This window comes from Streptomyces sp. NPDC048507, assembly GCF_043199995.1.
GTDB lineage: Bacteria > Actinomycetota > Actinomycetes > Streptomycetales > Streptomycetaceae > Streptomyces.
The window spans coordinates 121902-143671 of the sequence record NZ_JBICWZ010000012.1 but is presented as its reverse complement, the minus strand read 5'-3'; the positions used below and the strand labels follow the sequence as shown (position 1 = coordinate 143671).

The 21770-nt window shown below is 72.8% G+C and carries 13 protein-coding genes; 10 read left to right on the top strand and 3 right to left on the bottom strand.

The features are described 5' to 3' along the window. Positions 1-201 precede the first annotated feature (201 nt). From ACGFXC_RS28295 to ACGFXC_RS28270, 6 genes are all read left to right on the top strand, one after another. The gene (locus ACGFXC_RS28295; protein WP_393717404.1) at positions 202-2541 is read left to right on the top strand and encodes a glycogen debranching N-terminal domain-containing protein; all 2340 of its coding nucleotides are present in this window, start codon (positions 202-204) and stop codon (positions 2539-2541) included. A gap of 137 nt (positions 2542-2678) precedes the next feature. Continuing rightward, positions 2679-3425 (top strand): NUDIX domain-containing protein, encoded by a 747-nt coding sequence (locus ACGFXC_RS28290; RefSeq protein ID WP_393717402.1) that lies wholly within the window; start codon positions 2679-2681, stop codon positions 3423-3425. A 143-nt stretch (positions 3426-3568) separates the two neighbouring features. Next, a complete protein-coding gene (locus tag ACGFXC_RS28285) occupies positions 3569-5605 on the top strand; it encodes an ATP-binding cassette domain-containing protein (protein WP_393717400.1) in 2037 nt (678 codons plus the stop codon). Positions 5606-5752: 147 nt separating this feature from the next. After that, on the top strand, positions 5753-6694 hold the full coding sequence (locus ACGFXC_RS28280; protein WP_393717398.1) for a FadR/GntR family transcriptional regulator: 942 nt from the start codon (positions 5753-5755) through the stop codon (positions 6692-6694). Between the two features lie 362 nt (positions 6695-7056). Continuing rightward, positions 7057-8622, top strand: coding sequence for an RNA polymerase sigma factor (locus ACGFXC_RS28275; protein WP_393717396.1), 1566 nt, complete (start codon positions 7057-7059; stop codon positions 8620-8622). A gap of 154 nt (positions 8623-8776) precedes the next feature. Then, positions 8777-9631, top strand: coding sequence for a serine protease (locus tag ACGFXC_RS28270; protein WP_393717394.1), 855 nt, complete (start codon positions 8777-8779; stop codon positions 9629-9631). Between the two features lie 214 nt (positions 9632-9845). Here ACGFXC_RS28270 and ACGFXC_RS28265 read toward each other — a convergent pair whose 3' ends face one another. Further along, a complete protein-coding gene (locus ACGFXC_RS28265; RefSeq protein WP_393717392.1) occupies positions 9846-10082 on the bottom strand; it encodes a hypothetical protein in 237 nt (78 codons plus the stop codon). Between the two features lie 446 nt (positions 10083-10528). Between ACGFXC_RS28265 and ACGFXC_RS28260 the strand changes: the two genes are divergently transcribed. The 3 genes from ACGFXC_RS28260 (at position 10529) to ACGFXC_RS28250 (ending at position 14906) form a co-directional block, all read left to right on the top strand. Then, positions 10529-12649, top strand: coding sequence for a type IIA DNA topoisomerase subunit B (locus ACGFXC_RS28260; protein ID WP_393717390.1), 2121 nt, complete (start codon positions 10529-10531; stop codon positions 12647-12649). A 182-nt stretch (positions 12650-12831) separates the two neighbouring features. Then, the gene (locus ACGFXC_RS28255; RefSeq protein WP_393717388.1) at positions 12832-13317 is read left to right on the top strand and encodes a DUF485 domain-containing protein; all 486 of its coding nucleotides are present in this window, start codon (positions 12832-12834) and stop codon (positions 13315-13317) included. After that, the gene (locus ACGFXC_RS28250; protein ID WP_393717386.1) at positions 13314-14906 is read left to right on the top strand and encodes a cation acetate symporter; all 1593 of its coding nucleotides are present in this window, start codon (positions 13314-13316) and stop codon (positions 14904-14906) included. Before ACGFXC_RS28255 ends, ACGFXC_RS28250 begins: the two co-directional genes overlap by 4 nt. A 24-nt stretch (positions 14907-14930) precedes the next feature. Here ACGFXC_RS28250 and ACGFXC_RS28245 read toward each other — a convergent pair whose 3' ends face one another. Continuing rightward, the gene (locus tag ACGFXC_RS28245; protein ID WP_393717384.1) at positions 14931-15629 is read right to left on the bottom strand and encodes a response regulator; all 699 of its coding nucleotides are present in this window, start codon (positions 15627-15629) and stop codon (positions 14931-14933) included. After that, the gene (locus tag ACGFXC_RS28240) at positions 15626-17242 is read right to left on the bottom strand and encodes an ATP-binding protein (RefSeq protein ID WP_393717382.1); all 1617 of its coding nucleotides are present in this window, start codon (positions 17240-17242) and stop codon (positions 15626-15628) included. The genes ACGFXC_RS28245 and ACGFXC_RS28240 overlap by 4 nt, the downstream gene beginning before the upstream one ends. Positions 17243-17456: 214 nt before the next feature. On the opposite strand from ACGFXC_RS28240, the gene ACGFXC_RS28235 reads away from it, so the two are divergent. Next, the gene (locus tag ACGFXC_RS28235) at positions 17457-21740 is read left to right on the top strand and encodes a discoidin domain-containing protein (protein ID WP_393717380.1); all 4284 of its coding nucleotides are present in this window, start codon (positions 17457-17459) and stop codon (positions 21738-21740) included. Positions 21741-21770 lie beyond the last annotated feature (30 nt).

The window sequence follows — 21770 nt, the reverse complement described above, 5'->3', positions numbered from 1 at the left end:
CGGCTCCCCGGGCACGGTGTCGCGCGGCGGCTCCGGAGCGCGGTGGGAGCGGCCGTGCGCCGCAGGGCCGGCCTCCGGTGCGGGCAGCCGCCACCGGAGCCCGTGACCCGGGCGGGGGTGGTGGCGTTCAGCTGGGGGGTGGTGCGCGCCCGGCCGCGCTGCCGCCCAGCAGAACCGGCCGGAGCGCAGACAAGGCGGCACATGGCTCCCCCCGCACCCGAAACCGACCCCTCCGGGGCCCTCCCGCCCACCTGCCCAGAGCACCTGGACAGTTCGGGCCCCGCCGCCACGGCCGCCGTGCCGCCCCCCTCGGCCGTGGACCCCGCCGGCGGTCCCGCAGGCGCGAGCCACGCCCGGCCGGCCGCGGGTGACGCGGAGTGGGTGCCCGGCGGTTCGGCGGACCGCCCGGCCGGGCCCCCGCGCGGACCGGCCCCCGGCCCCCGGGCGGCAGGCCCGGTCGCCCGGCCCATCGGAGCGGTGCCGGGCCAGCCCGCGGGCGCCGCTCCGGGCCGCGCGCAAGGCCGTACCGGTGGCGCCCAGGTGCCCGGCCGGCCCCCGGGCGCGGTGCCCGGAGCGGCGACCGGGGCGGGACCCGCGCCGAAGGCCGAGCTGCCTCCCGTGCACGGAGCCGTCATCTGCGTCGCTGCCCCCTGCCTGGTCATCTCGCCCGAGCACGGCCAGCTCACCGGGCGGGGCATCGACGGGATCTACCGGGCCGGGCGGCGCCTGCTCTCCCGCTGCGTGCTGCGCGTGGCCGGCCGGGATCCGGTCGCCGTCCGGACCCGCAGCCTCGGAGCCGACCGGGCCTCCTTCAGCGCCACGGTCCGCACCGGCATCGAGGCCGGCCCCGACCCCGACATCGGCGTCGAGCGCGTCCGGCACGCCGACGGCACCGAGCGGATCACCCTGCGCAGCTTCGCCGCCCGGCCGTTGCGCCTCCCCGTGGAGATCTCCCTCGGCACCGACCTGGCGGAACTCGGGGCCGTGGCGGCGGGCCGGGCCGGACCCGAGCTCCCCGCCGGGGTCCACGCGGCCGGGCTGCGGTGGACCGCCGGGGACGCCTTCGCCGTCACCACCGCCGAACCGGCCCCCGACGACGCCCTCGCATCGGCGGGACTGCTGCGCTGGCAACTCGAACTCGGCCCGGGGGAGACCCGCAGCATCGAACTGCGGACCACGCGGGACCGCTCCGCACGGGCCCCCGCCGGGCAGGTCGCGAACCCCTTCGCGGCCGCCCGCGCCGAGGGGGACGACCCGAGGGCCGACGCCTGGTTCCGGACCAGCCTCGATGATCTGCGCGCGCTGCTCCTGCGGGACCCCGAGGCACCCGCGGACGCCTTCGCGGCGGCGGGAGTGCCGTGGCGGCTCGGACTGGCCCCGGCCGAATCGCTGTGGGCCGCCCGGATGGCGCTCCCGCTCGGCACCGGGCTGGCCGCCGCCACGCTGCGGACCCTGGCCCGCGGCCAGGCCGGGGGACGCGGCCCCGGGGCCGGCAAGATCCCGGGACCGTTGCGCGCCGCCGGGCCGCAGCTGCCACCGGGGTGCACCGGGACGGAGGCCACCCTCGGCTTTCCGGCGGTGCTCGCCGAGGCCCGCAGATGGGGGCTGCCCGAGGAGGAGGTGGCCCGGCTGCTGCCTGTCGCGGAGCGCTGCCTGGACTGGCTGCGCGGGGCCCTGGGGGAGGACGGCTTCGTGGCCGACCCCGATCCCGGGCCGCGCCGCTGCGAGACCCAGGCCCACGCACACCGGGCCGCGCTGCTCGGTGCCGACCTGCTCGCCGACTGCGGGCGGCCCGGAGCCGCCGAGTGGCGCGACTGGGCCGAGGCGCTGCGGGAGAGGTTCCGGGCCCGGTTCTGGATCGACGGTCCGGACGGGGGCCGGCCGGCCGCCGCTCTGCATCCCGACGGCAGACCGCTGCCCCGGCTGACGGGGGCCGCGGCCCACCTGCTCGACACCGGCCTGCTGGGCGGGGGCCGGCTCGCCCCCGGGCTGCTGGACCCGGTCCGCACCGAACACCTCGCCCGGCTCCTCGGAGCCCCGGCCATGGATTCCGGCTGGGGGCTGCGGAGCATGGCGGCCCGCGAACCGGGCCACAACCCCTTCGGCCACCGGTCGGGCGCGGTCCGGGCGCACGAGAGCGCCCTCGCCGTGTCGGGCCTGGCCCAGGCGGGCTTCGAGAAGGAGGCCTCCGGGCTGCTGCGGGGCCTGCTCGACGCGGCGGAGACCTTCGGATACCGGCTGCCGGAGATGTACGCCGCCGAGCAGCGCACCGCCGGCAGCGCGCCGCTCCCGCACCCGGCGGCGTGCAGGCCCGCCGCCGTCGCGGCCGCCGCAGGGATCCACGCCCTCACCGCACTCGCCGGAATCCGTCCGGACGCCCCGGCCGGTACGGTCGCCGTGAACCCGAGGGCGGGCGCCCCCCTCGGCGCCCTGCGGCTCTCCGGGCTGAGGGTGGCGGGGGAGCCGTTCGCCGTCCGGATCAGCCGCCTCGGCGTCGGCATGGTGGAGGAGGCCGCCGATGCGCTCCAGCTTCGGGCCTGAGCCCACTCCTTCCGGCCTTGCCGGGCGGACCCGCGGCGTCCGGTGCCGCCCGGGAGGATCCGGTACGCGTTCCAGATCACGGTCCCGGGGCTCACCAAAGCCCTGTTTATCGTCAGGCAGACGACTATGATCGCGGCATGTCGCCCTACGACCCGTCGGCCTTCCCGCCCTTCGCCGTCACCGTCGACCTGGTCGTGCTCACCGTGCGGCGCCACGCGCTGTGCGCGCTGGCCGTACGACGGGGAGAACAGCCGTTCCAAGGGCGCTGGGCACTGCCCGGCGGCTTCGTCCGCGCAGACGAGGACCTGGGGGCGGCCGCGGCCCGGGAACTCGCCGAGGAGACCGGGCTGTGCGCTCAGGACGCCGCCGTGCCCGGCGTGGACAACGGGGCGCACCTCGAGCAACTCGCCACCTACGGGGACCCGCAGCGCGATCCCCGGATGCGGGTCGTCAGCGTGGCGCACCTGGTCCTCGCCCCCGACCTGCCCGCACCCCGGGCCGGCGGAGACGCCAACAGCGCCCGCTGGGCCCCCGTCGACGAGCTCCTGGAAGGCCCCGACCAGCCCTCCGCCGGGCTGGCCTTCGACCACGCGCGGATCCTCGCGGACGGGGTGGAGCGGGCGCGCTCGAAGATCGAGTACTCCTCCCTGGCCACGGCCTTCTGCCCGCCGGAGTTCACGGTCGGAGAGCTGCGCCGGGTCTACGAGGCGGTGTGGGGCGTGGCCCTGGACCCGCGCAACTTCCACCGCAAGGTCACCGGCACCCCCGGATTCCTGGTGCCGGCCGGAGGGACGACGACCCGTCAGGGCGGCAGGCCCGCCCAGCTGTTCCGGGCCGGCGGAGCGACCCTGCTCAACCCGCCGATGCTGCGTCCGGAAGTCTGACCGGGCGTCGGGAGTCGGGGCCGGCCCGGGGGGAATGCCGTCACCGGCACGGACCGGTTGCGTACTAAATCGGACATATCGCGTTATCTTGCTGGTGGTATTCACGCTGCCGCACAGCGGTCTCACCCCCCGCGAGAGAAGCGATGCTCCAGGCGATCGGACTCACCAGCTCCCCCCGTCGAAACCTCCCGCCCCTCGTCGACGACCTCACCTTCGAGGTCCGGCCGGGGTGCGTGACCGCCCTGCTCGGCGAGCCGGGCGCGGGCAAGACCACCACCCTGCGCCTCATGCTCGAACTCGAACCGGGCCGGGGCGTCACCTACTTCCGCGGCCGCCCGCTGCACCGGATCCCGCATCCCGGGCGCGAGGTCGGAGTCCTCCTCGGCGACGTCCCCGGACATCCGGCGAGGACGGTCCGGAGCCAGCTGCGCATGCTCACCGCGGCCGTGGGCGTACCGGCCTCCCGGGCGGACCTGCTGATGGAAGTCGTCGGCATCGGCGGACTGCGCGACCAGCGGCTCGGTTCGCTCTCGGCCGGCATGGAGCGCCGCGTCGCCCTCGCCGCGGCCCTGCTCGCCGACCCCTGCACGCTGCTCCTCGACGAGCCCGGCGCAGGCCTGCCCACCCGCGAGCGGACCTGGCTCCACGGCCTGCTGCGCGGACACGCCTCCCTCGGCGGGGCCGTCCTGTTCACCACCGACGACGCCAAGGAGGCCGCCCGCCACGCCGACCGGGTCGTCTCCGTCGCCGCCGGCCGGCTCGCCGCCGATCAGGACGCCGCGGACTTCGCCCGGACCCGGCTGCGGCCGCGGGTCGCCGTGCGCACCCCGCACGCCGCCCGGCTCGCCGACGTACTGGGCCGCGAGGCGCGGTCCGCGCAGCGCGTGGTGGAGATCGTCGAGGAGAGCGGCAGCAGGCTGTCGGTGTACGGCAGCAACTGCGCCGAGATCGGCGAGGCGGCGTTCCGGCACGGCGTGCTGGTCCACCAGCTCGCCGACGAGACCGGTGACGCGGGAGCGCCGGCCGCACCCGCCCCGGCCGCGCTCGTACCGCCCGTACCGCAGGCCCGGACCCGGGGCGGCGCCACGGCCCTGCCGGAAGCGCGCGTGGAGGCTTCGGTCCAGGCCCGCCCCGCGACGGGGTCCGTGGTGGTCCATGGCGCGGGTCTCCCGGCCGGGGCGGAGGCCCCGGCGCACGGGGAGCCGCGCCCCGACCTCCGCACGACGTCCCCCGCCGGGGCGCCCAGCGACCCCGCCGGTTCTGCCACGCCCGCCGCACCCGCGGGCGACTTCCCGGCGGAACCCGCTGCGGGCCCGGCTCGCGCCGCCGCCCACGCCCACGCACACGACCGCGCCGACGCCCACGCACACGACCGCACCGGGCGACCGGGGTCGGGAGTGCGCCGCGTCGGCGGTCCGCTGTGGCCGCTGCGCTACGAGGCGCGCCGCATGTTCGGCACCGCCACTGCGCTGCTGACCTGCGCCGTCGTCGCCGCCGCCTCCGCTCTCATCTCCCTGGTGCTCGCGCGGGCCGGCCACACCCCCCAGAACCGGCTGCTCGCCGCCTGGCCCGAGCTGTTCCCGCTGCCGCCCGCCGCACTCGGCGCGGGACTGCTCGGATCCCTGGCTTTCGGCGAGGAGTACCGCTACCCCGCGCTCGCCGCCGACCGGGGCACGGTGCCGCGCAGGATGGGGCTGCTCGCCGCCAAGCTCGGGGTCTGCGCCGCCCTCGCCCTGGTGCTCGGCGCCCTCGCGGTCGCCGCCGACGTCGCCGTCCTGCGGCTCGTCTTCGGCGCCGGGCCGCTGAGCGCGCCGACGGAGTGGATCTCCCCCGCCGCGAGTTGGGCCGGGCTGCTCGTCGGCTGCGCCTGGGCCGGGGTCCTGGCCTCCGGCGTCTTCCGGGCCGCCTCCGCGGGGGTGGCCGCGGTGCTCGCCGTACCGGTGGTGGTCGTACCGCTGGTGCGCAAGGCGCTGGAGGGGCCGTCCGCGTACCCCGTCGCCGGCATCGCCTCGCGGCTGCGCGGACTGAGCCGGTCGCCGTGGCCGCCCGAGGCGGACCGGATCGTACTGGGGGCCCTTCGGGTGATGGCCCAACCCGTGGGGACGGCACTGGTGTTGTCGCTGATGGTCCTGTTGTGCGCCTATGCGTTCACAGGACTGCGCGGCCGAGTCCGTTGGTGATCGTTCCGATGCCGGAGGCGACTTCGGCGGGACCGTAGAAGTCCACATCGCGCTGCATCACCCGAAGCGGACCGCAACTCCCTACAAAAGGCCCGGTTCTTTACGATAAGTCGTCAATTGCGTAGGTGGCACCGATCACCCTTTCGTGTGCTTTTCACCAAAGACCTCAAGGGTGAAGGAGGCACGGCCGACAAAGGATTCGTGAGTACCCTTGCGCACACCATGATGACCGCCGCCCGCCATGCCGACTCCGGCCTCGCCGGCCCGGGCGAACTCGACCGCTACCCCTACCCGGAGGCCTCCGGGTCCGATCGCGTCGGACCGCCCCACTGGGACGGCGGCGACGTCGAGTTGAGCCGCGTCGGCCGCCGGGCGGCGGGCAGCCGCGGGCGCGGCCTGCACGGCCAACTCGTCCAGCAGCTCGGCCAGATGATCGTCTCCGGCGACCTCGGAGCGGACCGGCCCCTGGTCCCCGAGGAGATCGGCCAGCGCTTCGAGGTCTCCCGCACGGTCGTCCGCGAATCCCTGAGGGTCCTGGAGGCCAAGGGCCTCGTCAGCGCCCGCCCCAACGTGGGCACCCGGGTCCGGCCGGTCGCCGACTGGAACCTGCTCGACCCCGACATCATCGAATGGCGCGCCTTCGGGCCCCAGCGCGACGACCAGCGCCGCGAACTCAACGAGCTCCGCTGGACCATCGAGCCGCTGGCCGCCCGCCTCGCCGCCGGCCACGGCCGCCCGGACGTCCAGCAGCGCCTCGCCGACATGGTCGAGATCATGGGCCACGCCCTCGGGCAGGGTGACGCGCTGACCTTCGCGCGCGCCGACAACGAGTTCCACTCGCTGCTCATCCAGGTCGCGGGCAACCGCATGCTGGAGCACCTGTCGGGCATCGTCTCCTCCGCCCTCCAGGTGTCCGGCAGCCCCGTCACCGCCTGCGACCGCCCCAGCGAGGCCGGGGTCGCGCACCACGCCCGAATGGTCGAGGCGCTCGCAGCCGGTGACGCCACGGGTGCGGAGAACGCCATGCGCCAGCTGCTGACGGTGCATCCGGAGGTCGAGCGCGTGGTCCCCGCCCCGCGCGAGCACTGACGCCCGGACGCGCGGGGGCGCGGGGGTGCACGACCGGTCGCCGGGCCCGTTTTCGGGCTCGGCGACTCCGGCGTGCGGGGGCCTTCCGTGGCTCCCGTACGCGTACGTACGACCACGGAACGGGCCCGGCCGGGGCCCGGGTGTGATTCGGGCCACGAAGATTGGGCGTAACGCTCCGCGACGTCACGCGATGACGTAGGAGGTGATGGCCGACGGAGGGAAGACAGCAGCCCTTGGGGATGCTGTGCAGCTCCCCGGCCCCTGCCCGCGCCCCCCGGCCCATCCCCCGTCGGTGGTCGTCGGCTCCGGTCCAGCACCAGGCCGGGGTCGGAAGCCGTTCCCATCGTTCCGAGAGGTTGTTTGTGTCGGCCAGCACATCCCGTACGCTCCCGCCGGAGATCGCCGATTCCGAGTCTGTGATGGCGCTCATCGAGCGGGGCAAGGCCGAGGGGCAGATCGCCGGCGATGACGTGCGTCGGGCCTTCGAGGCTGACCAGATTCCTGCGACCCAGTGGAAGAATGTTCTGCGCAGCCTCAACCAGATCCTCGAGGAAGAGGGTGTGACGCTGATGGTCAGTGCCGCGGAGTCGCCCAAGCGCACCCCCCGCAAGAGCGTCGCCGCGAAGAGCCCCGCCAAGCGGACGGCGACCAAGACCGTCGCGGCGAGCACGGCCGTGGCCCCGTCCGTGGCCGACACCGTCACCGACGCCGCGGCGACGGATCCGGACGTCGTGGACGCCCCGGGCGAGGAGCAGGCCGCCGAGCCCGCCGCGAAGAAGACGGCCGCGCGCAAGACGGCGGCGAAGAAGGCCGCGCCGGCCAAGAAGACCGCCGCGAAGAAGACGGCCGCGAAGAAGACCGCCGCCAAGAAGGACGACGGCGACGAGGAAACGGCGGACGAGGGCCCCGACGCCGCGAAGGCCGAGGCCGACGAGGAAGAGGAGGGCGGGGAGAACAAGGGCTTCGTCATCTCGGACGACGAGGACGACGCCCCCGCCCAGCAGGTCGTCGTGGCCGGCGCCACCGCCGACCCCGTCAAGGACTACCTCAAGCAGATCGGCAAGGTCCCGCTGCTCAACGCCGAGCAGGAGGTCGAGCTCGCCAAGCGCATCGAGGCGGGCCTGTTCGCCGAGGACAAACTGGCGAACTCCGACAAGCTGGCGCCCAAGCTCAAGCGCGAGCTGGAGATCATCGCCGAGGACGGCCGGCGCGCCAAGAACCACCTCCTGGAGGCCAACCTCCGCCTCGTGGTCTCCCTGGCCAAGCGCTACACCGGCCGCGGCATGCTCTTCCTGGACCTGATCCAGGAGGGCAACCTGGGTCTGATCCGCGCGGTGGAGAAGTTCGACTACACCAAGGGCTACAAGTTCTCCACGTACGCGACGTGGTGGATCCGGCAGGCGATCACGCGCGCCATGGCCGACCAGGCCCGCACCATCCGCATCCCGGTGCACATGGTCGAAGTGATCAACAAGCTCGCCCGCGTGCAGCGCCAGATGCTCCAGGACCTGGGCCGCGAGCCCACTCCGGAGGAGCTGGCGAAGGAACTCGACATGACCCCCGAGAAGGTCATCGAGGTCCAGAAGTACGGCCGCGAGCCGATCTCCCTGCACACCCCGCTGGGTGAGGACGGCGACAGCGAGTTCGGCGACCTCATCGAGGACTCCGAGGCGGTCGTCCCGGCGGACGCCGTGAGCTTCACACTGCTGCAGGAACAGCTGCACTCGGTCCTCGACACCCTCTCCGAGCGCGAGGCGGGCGTGGTCTCGATGCGCTTCGGTCTCACCGACGGCCAGCCGAAGACCCTCGACGAGATCGGCAAGGTCTACGGGGTCACCCGTGAGCGCATCCGCCAGATCGAGTCGAAGACGATGTCGAAGCTGCGCCACCCGTCCCGGTCCCAGGTCCTGCGCGACTACCTGGACTGAGCGGAGCGCGGCTGGACGGGACCGCGAGCGGATCCCCGCCGAACCTCGACCGGCGGGGAGCGCGGGGGCGCGCGACGGCGGCCGCGCGGGTGCGCACGGCCTCCTCGCGACCCACTCTGGGTGGAGCCATGCACACTCAGAGTCAGGAGGCCTCATGCGTCGTTCCTTCGCCCGTGCTCTGGCGGGCGCGCTGACCCTGGTGGCGGGAGCGGCGGCACTGCCGCTGGCCCAGGCCCCCGGGGTGGCAGCGGACAGCATCGTCATAGGCGGGAGCCCGGTGTCCGTCGCCGACAGCCCGTGGGTCGTGGCCCTGGCCAGCCGTGACCGGTTCGGGGGTACCCGGGACGGGCAGTTCTGCGGCGGAGTGGTCGTCGCCCCCACCAAGGTGGTGACGGCGGCCCACTGCCTGGGCCGCCAGGTGCTGGGCGGCACGGTCGAATCCGTCGCCGACTTCCGGGTGATCACCGGGCGCACCGAGCTCCGCGCCGAGGACGGCCGGGAGATCGCGGTGCGCGCGGCCCGGGTGAATCCGGCCTACGACCCCGGGAGCAACGCCGGGGACCTGGCCGTACTGGAGCTGGCCGAGCCGGTGGAGGCGCGGTACGTGCTGCCGATGGCCGCCGCCGGGGACCCGGCGTACGGGGCGGGCACGGAGGCGGCCGTCTACGGCTGGGGCGACACGAGCGGGTTCGGCGACTACGCGTACGGGCTGCGGGCCGCGCGGGTCACCGTACTGGCGGACGACGTCTGCCGGCGGGCCTACCCGGGCGACTCCGACGGCCAGTACCGGGCCGACTCCATGGTGTGCGCGGGCGACCGGGACGGTGGCAAGGACGCCTGCCAGGGGGACAGCGGCGGGCCGCTGGTGGCGCGGGGGCGGCTGATCGGGCTGGTCTCCTGGGGGCGCGGCTGCGGGCGCGCCGACAGCCCGGGGGTGTACACCCGGATCGCCCCGCTGATCGACTTCGTGAGCGGCGTCGAGAGGGCCGCGCAGCCGGTCGGGCGGTAGCGGGGCCGCGCGGGGTGCCCGGAGGGGCTCCAGGCGCCCCGTACGGCCCGGCACGGGGGTGTCGGGGGTGGAGGCGCCGCCGCGGTGACGCGTCCACGGAAGCGGTGAAGAGTCCCGGACATGAGGACGGGCGGCTTCCCTGGGTCTCAGGGAAGCCGCCCGTCGACCGGCCTGGCCGGTCCTGGCTCGTCGGATGCGAGGTGTAGGCCTTGTGTCAGCGGTCCTCGGTGTCGGCAGCCTGCGCGGCCGGAGCGGACGTGAGCCGCTCGGTCTCATCCTGTATTTCCGCGGCGATCTTCTTGAGTTCCGGCTCGAACTTACGCCCGTGGTGGGCGCAGAAGAGCAGTTCACCACCGCTCAGGAGGACGACGCGCAGATATGCCTGGGCGCCGCAACGGTCGCATCGGTCAGCGGCCGTCAGCGGGGTCGCGGGTGTCAGAACAGTAGTCACGTCGCCTCTTCTCTAGCTCGACGAGCTGTCGTACCAGGGTCAACATCCAACCAGGCCGAAAACGTTCCCGCTCGCGGCTTTTCCTCGAAACTTCCTTCCGAAGCTGGCCGGCTGCTGCCGGTTGGCGGCGAAGGAGCCGTATTGCAGTGCTTTACGGTTTCGCGTTGTCAGTCGTTCGCTTGTAGCAGTTCGCGTCCTCCCCGGCGTGAGTGCCGGTGTGCATGAGGACGTGCCCGAACACTAAATGGTTCATGCGTCGAAGGGAACGTGATGTTTGCTTCACCCTGACGGGGGATCGAACACCCGTACGCATCTGGACTAGGCTGCGGAGGCGACGAGGGTGGCGTTGCATCGGCTCTACCAGGCCTCGGTACCCTCTGACCGGCACCCGAGCCACCCCTGAGCCCGACCGGGCCAGAAAAGAAATTCAGCGAGGAGCGAACTGCGTGACCGCCGACACGTCCGTGCCTTCCAGCGCGCTGCTGTCCGGAGCAGACCGGGACGGTTCCAACTACACCGCGCGGCACCTGCTCGTCCTCGAAGGCCTCGAGGCCGTGCGCAAGCGCCCCGGGATGTATATCGGCTCCACCGACAGCCGAGGCCTGATGCACTGCCTCTGGGAGATCATCGACAATTCCGTCGACGAGGCCCTGGGCGGCTACTGCGACCACATCGAGGTCATCCTCCACGAGGACGCCTCCGTCGAGGTCCGTGACAACGGCCGCGGCATCCCCGTCGACGTCGAGCCCAAGACGGGCCTGTCCGGCGTCGAGGTCGTCATGACCAAGCTGCACGCCGGCGGAAAGTTCGGCGGCGGCTCCTACGCCGCCTCGGGCGGTCTGCACGGCGTCGGCGCCTCCGTGGTCAACGCCCTGTCGGCCCGTCTCGACGTCGAGGTCGACCGCGGCAGCTCCACGCACGGCATCAGCTTCCGCCGCGGCGTCCCCGGGATGTTCACCGAGCCCGGGGCCGACAGCCCCTTCGACCCCGCGAACGGACTGCGCAAGGTCAAGCGCATCGCCAAGGGCAAGACCGGCACCCGCATCCGCTACTGGGCCGACCGCCAGATCTTCCTCAAGGACGCCCGGCTCAATCTGGAGACGCTCTACCAGCGCGCCCGCCAGACCGCCTTCCTCGTGCCCGGCCTGACCCTGGTGGTCCGCGACGAGCGGGGCCTCGACGGCGCCGGCAAGACCGAGGAGACCTTCCGCTTCGACGGGGGCATCAGCGAGTTCTGCGAGTACCTCACCCAGGACAAGGGCGTCTGTGACGTGCTGCGCCTGACCGGCACGGGCACCTTCAAGGAGACCGTCCCGGTCCTGGACGACCGCGGCCACATGACCCCCACCGAGGTCACCCGCGAGCTGGGCGTGGACATCGCCCTGCGCTGGGGCACGGGGTACGAGACCAACGTCAAGTCCTTCGTGAACATCATCGCCACCCCCAAGGGCGGCACCCACGTCTCCGGCTTCGAGCGCTCGGTCGCCAAGACCGTGAACGAGGTCCTGCGGTCGGCGAAGCTGCTGCGCGTCGCCGAGGACGACGTGGTCAAGGACGACGCGATGGAGGGCATGACGGCCGTCGTCACCGTCCGCCTCGCCGAGCCGCAGTTCGAGGGCCAGACCAAGGAGGTGCTCGGCACCTCCGCCGCGACGCGCATCGTCGCGGCCGTCGTGGCCAAGGAGCTCAAGGCCTTCCTGACCTCCACCAAGCGCGACGACAAGCAGCAGGCGCGCGCCGTCATGGAGAAGATCGTCGCGGCGGCCCGGACCCGGATCGCGGCCCGCCAGCACAAGGAGGCGCAGCGCCGCAAGACCGCGCTGGAGTCCTCCTCGCTGCCGGCCAAGCTGGCCGACTGCCGCAGCGACGACGTGGACCGCAGCGAACTCTTCATCGTCGAGGGCGACTCCGCCCTGGGTACGGCCAAGCTCGCGCGGAACTCCGAATTCCAGGCGCTGCTGCCGATCCGGGGCAAGATCCTCAACGTGCAGAAGTCCTCGGTCTCGGACATGCTCAAGAACACCGAGTGCGGGGCGATCATCCAGGTCATAGGAGCCGGATCCGGCCGTACCTTCGACCTCGACGCAGCGCGCTACGGGAAGATCGTCCTGCTCGTCGACGCCGATGTCGACGGCGCGCACATCCGCTGCCTGCTGCTGACGCTCTTCCAGCGGTACATGCGGCCGATGGTCGAGGCCGGCCGGGTCTTCGCCGCCGTCCCGCCGCTGCACCGGATCGAGCTGGTCCAGCCCAAGAAGGGCCAGGACAAGTACGTGTACACGTACTCGGACAACGAGCTGCGCCAGACCCTCCTGGAGTACCAGCGCAAGAACATCCGCTTCAAGGAGGGCATCCAGCGCTACAAGGGTCTCGGCGAGATGGACGCGGACCAGCTCGCGGAGACCACCATGGATCCCCGCTTCCGCACCCTGCGGCGGATCAACATCGGTGACCTGGACTCCGCCGAGCAGGTCTTCGACCTCCTCATGGGCAACGAGGTCGCCCCGCGCAAGGAGTTCATCACCAGCTCGGCCGCGACCCTCGACCGCTCGCGCATCGACGCCTGACCCCGTCCCGTCCCGCCGTGCCGACAGGGCACGGCGGGGCGCGGGCACGGCCCCGGCACACCGGAGCGCTCGCCTCCATCACCTGAAGGAGTGAAGAGCGCCGGGACAACAGTCCAGAAAACGACCTTCGACCACATCCTTGTGGACACGCGGCCATTGCGGCAGCGGACAAGGAGAGTTCGGTGGACAAGGACGAAGGCCGTGATGCCGGAACGATCCGGCTCGACGACCCCTGGTACGACGCGCTGGCCGTGGGCTGGGGCGAGGGTGCGGAAACGGTCCCGCCACGCCCGGTGACGGCGGGCCGGGCCGCCCCCGCGGCGTCCGACATCTACCTGGAGGTGCAGCGCAGCGCCGCCTTCCAGGAAGTGCGCGGCCGCTACCGGAGGTTCGTCGTACCCGCGACCGCCGGCTTCTTCCTCTGGTACGTCGCCTACGTGCTCGCGGCCACCGCGGCGCCCGGGCTGATGGCCCGGCCGGTCGTCGGCTCGGTCAACGTGGCCCTGCTCGCGGGGCTGGGGCAGTTCCTCAGCACCTTCCTCCTGACCTGGGCGTACGCCCGGCACGCCCGGCTGCGCCGGGACCGGGCCGCGCTCGACCTGCGCTGGACCGTCTTCGAGCAGGAGCGCGACCAGGAGCGCGAGCGGGCACGGGGGGAGGACCGGTGACCACGGAGCACCAGACCCTCGCGCTGATCCTCTTCAGCCTCTTCATCGCCGTCACCCTCGGCATCACCACATGGGTCAGCCGCAACCGGCACGGCTCGGCCGAGGAGTTCTACGCGGGCGGCCGGCTCTTCTCACCGATGGAGAACGGATTCGCCATCGCGGGCGACTACATGTCCGCCGCCTCCTTCCTCGGGATCTCTGGGCTGATCGCCCTGTTCGGCTACGACGGCTTGCTCTATTCGGTCGGCTTCCTTGTCGCCTGGCTCGTGGTGCTGTTCCTGGTGGCCGAACTGGTCCGCAACTGCGGCCGTTTCACCCTCGCCGACGTGGTCGCCGCCCGGATGAGCGAGCGGCCCGTACGGATCGCGGCCGGGACCTCCTCCGTCGTGGTCTCGGTGCTCTACCTCGTCGCGCAGATGGTCGGCGCGGGCAGCCTGGTGGGCCTGCTGCTGGGGAGTTCGGGCGCCGCGGCCCGGACCCTCACCGTGATCGGCGTGGGCGCCCTGATGGTGGTCTACGTGTCCTTCGGAGGCATGCGGGCCACCACCTGGATCCAGATCGTCAAGGCCGTGCTGCTGATGGGCGGGGCCGTCACCCTGACGGTGCTGGTCCTGCTGCGCTTCCACGGGAACTTCGACCAGCTGCTCAGCACGGCCGCCGAACGCAGCGGGCACGGGACCCGCTTCCTCGCGCCCGGGCTCAAGTACGGGGGTGACTGGACGGCCCGGTTCGACTTCATGAGCCTCGGTCTGGCCCTGGTCCTGGGGACGGCGGGGCTGCCGCACATCCTGTCCCGCTTCTACACGGTGCCCACGGCGCGGGCGGCCCGCCGGTCGGTGGTGTGGGCGATCGCGCTGATCGGCGGTTTCTACCTGATGACCATCGTGCTCGGCTTCGGAGCCGCCGCGCTGCTGGGGCCGCAGGAGGTGCGTGCCTCCAACGCCTCGGGCAACACGGCCGTTCCGCTGCTGGCGGCCTTCCTCGGCGGAGGCGCGGATTCCACCGGGGGCGCGGTGCTGTTCGCCTTCGTGGCCGCCATCGCCTTCGCGACCATCCTCGCGGTGGTCGCCGGGATCACCCTCGCCTCCTCGGCCTCCGTCGCACACGACCTCTACGCCTCGCTCAAGCGCCGGCACGCCCGTCAGCGCAGCGAGGTGGCCGTGGCGCGGGCTGCCGCCGTCGGGATCGGGGCGGTGGCGATCGCCCTCGGGCTGCTCGCCCAGAGCCTGAACGTCGCCTTCCTGGTGGGGCTGGCCTTCGCGGTGGCCGCCTCGGCGAACCTGCCGGTGCTGCTGTACTCGCTGTTCTGGCGGGGGTTCACCACCCGGGGGGCCGTCTGGTCGGTGTACGGGGGACTGGTCCCGGCCGTGCTGCTGGTCGTGCTGTCCCCGGTGGTCTCGGGCAGTCCCGAGTCGATGTTCCCCGGGGTGGACTTCCAGTACTTCCCGCTCCAGAACCCGGGGATCGTGTCGATCCCGCTCGGCTTCCTGGCGGGCTGGCTGGGGACGGTCACCTCTGCGGAGGAGCCCGACGAGCGCAAGCACGCCGAGACGGAGGTGCGTTCCCTGACGGGGGCCGGAGCGGTCTGAGCGGGGCCGGAGGGGGGCCGGGGCTCAGGGTCCCGCCGAGGGGACCCAGGCGTAGCGGTGTTCCGGGCGGCCGGTCTCTCCGTAGCGCAGGGCGAGGGTGACGCGGCCGGCGCGGTCCAGGAGCTTGAGGTAGCGCTGGGCGGTCTGGCGGCTGATCCCCGCGCGGTCGGCGATCTGCTGGGTGGAGAGCGGGCCTTCGGCGCCGCGCAGGACCTGGCGGACCAGTTCCGCGGTGGTGGGGGAGTGCCCCTTGGGCAGCTCGTTCGCGCCGCCGGCCGCGGCGAGGGCACCGAAGATCCGGTCGACCTCGGCCTGTTCGGCCTCGCCGCCGCCGGCGAGGGAGCGGCGGAGAGCGGCGTAGGCCTCCAGTCTGGCGCGCAGTCCGGTGAAGGCGAACGGTTTGACCAGGTACTGGAGCGCGCCGAGGCGCATGGCGGCCTGCACGGTGGCCAGGTCGCGGGCGGCGGTGACCATGATCACGTCGGCGTGGTGGCCCCGCTCGCGCAGGCGGCGCACCAGGTCGAGGCCGTTCTCGTCGGGCAGGTAGTGGTCGAGGAGGACCAGGTCCACGGGGTGGGCGGTGACGAACTCCAGGGCCTCGGCGGCCGAATGGGCCTGGCCGGACACCCGGAAGCCGGGAACCTTGGCCACGTACGCCGCGTTGATCCTGGCAACACGCATGTCGTCGTCGACGACCAATACGTGGATCGGGGTCTCGTTCATCGCAGGGCCTCCGGGAGTACGACGGAGAATTCCGCCCCTCCGTCCGCTGCTCCTCCGGCCCGGGCGCTGCCGCCCTGCCGCTCCGCGAGGCGGCGTACGAGGGCGAGGCCGAGCCCGCGCTCGCGGTGGGCCTCGGGGCGCTTGGTCGACCAGCCCTCGGTGAAGACGTCCTCGCGGCGGGCGGCGGGGACGCCCGGGCCGCTGTCGCGCACCCGCAGGACGGCGGAGCGGCCCTCGGCGCGGAGGTCGACCTCGACGAGGGGCGCGGCCGAGCCGGCCGCCGCGTCCAGGGCGTTGTCGACCAGGTTGCCGAGGATGGTGACCAGGCCGCCCGGGTCGACCAGGCGGTCGGGAAGGAAGGCGGCCGGAGCCAGACGCAGCGCGATGCCGCGCTCCGCGGCGACGGTGGTCTTGCCCACCAGCAGGGCGGCGAGCAAGGGGTCCCGGACCTTCTCGGTGACCTGCTCGGCGGTGGTGCGGTGCACCCCCACGACCTCGTTCACGAACTCGACGGCCTCGTCGTGCAGTCCGAGTTCGAGCAGGCCGAGGAGGGTGTGCAGGCGGTTGGCGTGCTCGTGGTCCTGCGCGCGCAAGGCATCGATCAGGCCCTTGGTGGAGTCCAGCTCGCGGCTCAGATGCTCCACTTCGGTGCGGTCGCGCAGGGTGGCCACGGCTCCGCCGTCCGCCGTGGGCATCCGGTTGGCGACCAGGACGCGGGGGCCCTGGACGGTGAGCAGGTCGCGGCCCGTGACCCGGCCGGCCAGGATGTCGCTGGTGCGGCCGGGGCCGAGCACTTCGTCCAGCGGGTGCCCGGCGAGGGTGCGGGCGGCGTCGGGGGTCAGGCCGAGGAGGCGGGCCGCCTCGTCGTTGACGAGCCGGACGTGGTCGTCCGCGTCCAGGGCGATCACTCCCTCGCGGACGGAGTGCAGCATCGCCTCGCGTTCGGCGAGGAGTCCGGCGATGTCGGAGAAGGCCAGGTCCCGGGTCTGCCGTCGGATCCGGCGCGACAGCAGGTAGGCGGCGAGCGCGCCCGCCGCGAGGGCGCCGCCCGCGTAGGCGAGCAGTCCGGGGATGGCGCCGAGCAGCCGTTCGCGGACGCTGTCGTAGGCGATGCCGACCGAGACGGCGCCGACGATCTCCCCGTCGGCGGCGCGCAGGGGGACCTTTCCGCGGGCGGAGCGGCCCAGGGTGCCCTCGTCGATCTCCATGACGTCACGGCCGGCCAGGGCGTCGGCGGGGTCGGTGGAGACCGGCCGTCCGATCAGGGCGGGGCTGGGGTGGGAGCGGCGGATGCCGCGCAGGTCGATGACGACCACGTACTCGGCGCCGGTCGCGCTGCGGATCCGCTCGGCGGCAGCCTGTACGGGGGTGTCCGCCGCCGGGCCCGTCCGCAGGAGGGCGGCGGCCAGGGACGGGTCCGCCGCCGCGCTCTGGGCGATGGCCAGGGCGCGCCGCATGGCCTGGTCGTCCAGCTGGGCGCCGAGGGGTGCCAGGAAGAGCCCGGTGGCCAGCACGAGGACCCCGGCGGCGATGGCCAGCTGGGTGAGCAGGATCTGCGAGACGGCCCGTCGGGGCAGCCCGAGGCGCCGGGCGCGCGTGGGGAGGAACCGCATGACTAGCACCGTAGGTCGGCGGCGGCCTAAGCGGAATCGTTCCTGCCCACGCAAACCGCTTGCGTGATTTGCGTCCAGCTTGCGCAAGTGATGAGGGTGGATTGGTGCCGTCGGAAGTGTGGACGACTGAGCAGGGCTCTGCAATTCTCGCACCGCACCACGCAAATTCCTGTCTCATCTGGTTCGGAAAACTCATGTCGAGGGACGAGGACATATGAGAAGGCACACCTGGAGGTGGCGGACCCTGGCCGCCGTCGTCAGTACCGCCCTGCTCCTGCTGGGCTGGCCGGCCCTGAGCGCCGCCGCGGGCGGACCGAGCGCCGCCGCGGGCCGACCCGCGGCGGCCAGCAGCAGCAACGGCGCGTACACCGCCGCCAACGCCACCGACGGCGACCCGTCCACCTACTGGGAGAGCGCGGGCACCGCCTTCCCCCAGTGGGTGCAGACCGATCTCGGCGCCGCCACCCGCGTCGACCAGGTGGTGCTGAAGCTCCCCGCCGCCTGGGAGAGCCGCACGCAGACCCTGTCCGTCCAGGGCAGCGCCGACGGGACCGGCTTCAGCACCCTGGCCGCCTCCGCCGCGCGGACCTTCGCGCAGGGCGGCGCCAACACCGTGACCATCACCTTCCCGGCCACCCTGGCCCGGTACGTCCGGATCGAGATCACCGCGAACACCGGCTGGCGGGCGGCGCAGCTCTCCGAGCTGGAGGTCCGCACGGCCGGTGACTCCTCCGTCAACCTGGCCCTCGGCAAGACCCTGACCGCGAGCAGCCAGACGCAGGTCTATGCCCCGGCCAACGCCAACGACGGCAACACCGCCAGCTACTGGGAGAGCGCGGGCGGCGCGCTGCCCCAGTGGATCCGGGCCGACCTCGGCGCCGCCGTCCGCATCGACCGCGTCGTGCTGCGGCTGCCCGACGGCTGGGGCCCGCGCACCCAGACCCTGAAGATCCAGGGCAGCGCCAACGGCAGCGACTTCACCGACCTCACGGCCGCCAAGGGCTACGAGTTCAACGCCGCGGGCGCGAACGCCGTGACGATCGCCTTCGACGCGGCCACGACCCGCTACGTCCGCGTCCTGATCTCCGCCAACACCGTGCAGGGCGCCGGCCAGCTCTCCGAGCTGGAGATCTACGGACCGCGCAGCGGCGACACCCAGCCCCCCACCGCCCCCGCCGGCCTCGCCTACACCGAGCCCGCCACCGGGAAGATCGCGCTCAGCTGGCGGCCCGCCACCGACGACACGGCGGTCACCGGCTACGACGTGTACGCCAACGACGTGCTGCGCACCAGCGTCGGCGCCGACGCCACGGGCTATACCGACACCCAGCCCGCCGACGCGACGGTGACCTACTACGTACGGGCCAAGGACGCGGCCGGCAACCAGTCGCCGAACAGCAACTCCGTCACGCGCGCCGGCGCCTCCGGCGACACCCAGGCGCCGACCGCCCCCGGCTCCCTCGCCCTCACCGAACCGGCGGCCGGGCAGATCCGGCTGGCCTGGCAGGCTTCCACCGACAACGTGGGGGTCACCGGATACGAGGTCTACGCGAACAACGTGCTGCGCACGACGGTCGGGGGCGGCGCCACCACGTACACCGACGCCCAGCCCGCCGACGCGACCGTGACCTACGTCGTCCGGGCCAGGGACGCGGCGGGCAACCGCTCGGGCGACAGCAACCCGGTCACCCGCAACGGCAGCGGCGGGAGCGGTTCCAACCTGGCCGTCGGCAAGCCCGTCACCGGCAGCTCGGTGATCCACACCTTCGTCGCCGAGAACGCCACCGACAACGACACCGCAACCTACTGGGAGGGTGCGGCCGGAGCCTATCCGAGCACGCTGACGGTCCGGCTCGGGGCCAACGCCGACGTCAGCCGCCTCGTCCTCAAGCTGAATCCGGACGCCGGCTGGGGCCGGCGCACCCAGACCATCGAGGTCCTCGGCCGGGAGCAGGGGGCCCAGGGCGTCACCAGCCTGGTCGCCGCCCGGGACTACGCCTTCGACCCGGCGTCCGGCAACACCGTCACCGTCCCGCTGACCGCGCGCGTCGCGGACGTCCAGCTCCGCTTCACCGCCAACACCGGCTCCTCCAACGGGCAGATCGCCGAATTCCAGGTCATCGGAGTCCAGGCGCCCAACCCGGACCTGGTGGTCACCGCGCTGAGCGCGGCCCCGTCGGCCCCGGTCGAGTCGGATCCCGTCACCCTGTCGGCGACCGTCAAGAACAGCGGCACCGCCGCGGCCGGGGCCTCGGCGGTCACCTTCCAGCTGGGCGGCACGAAGGCGGCCACCGCAGCCGTACCGGCGCTCGCGGCGGGCGCGAGCGCCACGGTCACCGCCGTGATCGGTGCGCGGGACGCCGGTACCTATCCGCTCGCCGCGGTCGTCGACGAGGCGAACGCGGTCATCGAGCAGAACGACAGCAACAACTCCCTCACCGGCGCGCCCCTGGTCGTCCGGCCCGTCGACAGCTCCGACCTGGTGGCCTCGGCGGTGAGCTGGTCACCGAGCGCCCCGGCGGCGGGCCAGGCCGTGAACTTCACCGTCACCGTGCAGAACAAGGGCACGGTGGCCGCCGCCTCCGGTCCGCACGCGGTCACCCTGACCCTCCAGGACGCGGGCGGTGCCACCGTCCGTACGCTGACCGGCTCCTTCACGGGCGCCCTGGCGGCCGGAGCCTCCTCCGCCCCGGTTCCGCTGGGCAGCTGGCCCGCGGCCAACGGCCGGTACACCGTCAAGGTGGTGCTGGCGGACGACGCCAACGAGCTGCCCGTCAAACGCGCCAACAACAGCTCCACCCGCCCCTTCTTCGTGGGCCGGGGGGCGAACATGCCCTTCGACATGTACGAGGCGGAGGACGCGTCGGTCGGCGGCGGAGCGCAGGTCGCCGGCCCGAACCGCACCATCGGCGACATCGCGGGCGAGGCCTCCGGCCGCAAGGCCGTCAACCTCGACGCGACGGGCGAGTACGTGGAGTTCACCACCAGGGCGGCCACGAACACCCTGGTCACCCGCTTCTCCATCCCGGATGCCCCGGGCGGTGGGGGCATCGACGCGACCCTCGACGTCTACGTCAACGGCACGCTGAAGAAGGCCATGCCGCTGACCTCCAAGTACGCCTGGCTGTACGGCGCGGAGGCCTCGCCGGGCAACGCGCCGAGCGCGGGAGCGCCCCGGCACATCTACGACGAGGCGAACCTGCTGCTCGGCGAGACCGTCCCGGCGGGCAGCAGGATCCGGCTGCAGAAGGACACCGCCAACACCAGCACCTACGCGATCGACTTCGTGAGCCTGGAGCTGGCCACCGAGATCCCCAACCCCGACCCCGCGGCCTACACGGTGCCGGCCGGCTTCACCCACCAGGACGTGCAGAACGCCCTGGACAAGGTCCGGATGGACACCACGGGCAAGCTCGTCGGCGTCTACCTGCCGACCGGCTCCTACGAGACCGCGAGCAAGTTCCAGGTGTACGGGAAGGCCGTGCAGGTGACCGGTGCCGGACCGTGGTTCACCCGCTTCCACGCGCCCGCCTCCCAGGACAACACCGACATCGGCTGGCGCGCCGAGGGCACGGCGAAGGGCTCCTCCTTCTCCGGCTTCTCCTACTTCGGCAACTACACCTCGCGGATCGACGGCCCCGGCAAGGTCTTCGACTTCGCCAACGTCACCGACATCACCATCGACAACGTCTGGAACGAGCACATGGTCTGCCTCTACTGGGGCGCCAACACGGACCGGATCACCATCAAGAACTCCCGCATCCGCGACCTGTTCGCCGACGGCATCAACATGACCAACGGCAGCACGGACAACCTCGTGACCAACAACGAGGCACGGGCCACGGGCGATGACAGCTTCGCGCTGTTCTCCGCGATCGACGCGGGCGGCGCGGACATGAAGAACAACGTCTACGAGAACCTCACCACGATCCTGACCTGGCGCGCGGCCGGTGTCGCCGTCTACGGCGGCTACAACAACACCTTCCGCAACATCCACATCGCCGACACCCTCGTCTACTCGGGCATCACCGTCAGCTCGCTGGACTTCGGGTATCCGATGAACGGCTTCGGGACGGATCCGACGACCTTGGAGAACATCTCCGTCGTACGCTCGGGCGGCCATTTCTGGGGCGCGCAGACCTTCCCGGGGATCTGGCTCTTCTCCGCCTCGAAGGTGTTCCAGGGCATCAGGATCAACAACGTCGACATCGTCGATCCGACGTACAGCGGGATCATGTTCCAGACGCAGTACATCGGCGGCCAGCCCGTCAATCCCATCAAGGACACGGTCCTGAAGGACATCACCATCACGGGGGCGAAGAAGAGCGGTGACGCCTTCGACGCCAAGTCCGGCTTCGGCCTGTGGGCGAACGAGATGCCCGAGGCGGGGCAGGGTCCGGCGGTCGGGGAGGTGACGATCCAGAACCTCAGGATGTCCGACAACGCCGTGGACGTGCGCAACACGACGTCCACCTTCAGGATCAACCAGCAGCCCTGACGGTGCGGGGCGCCCCGGGACTACCGGTCC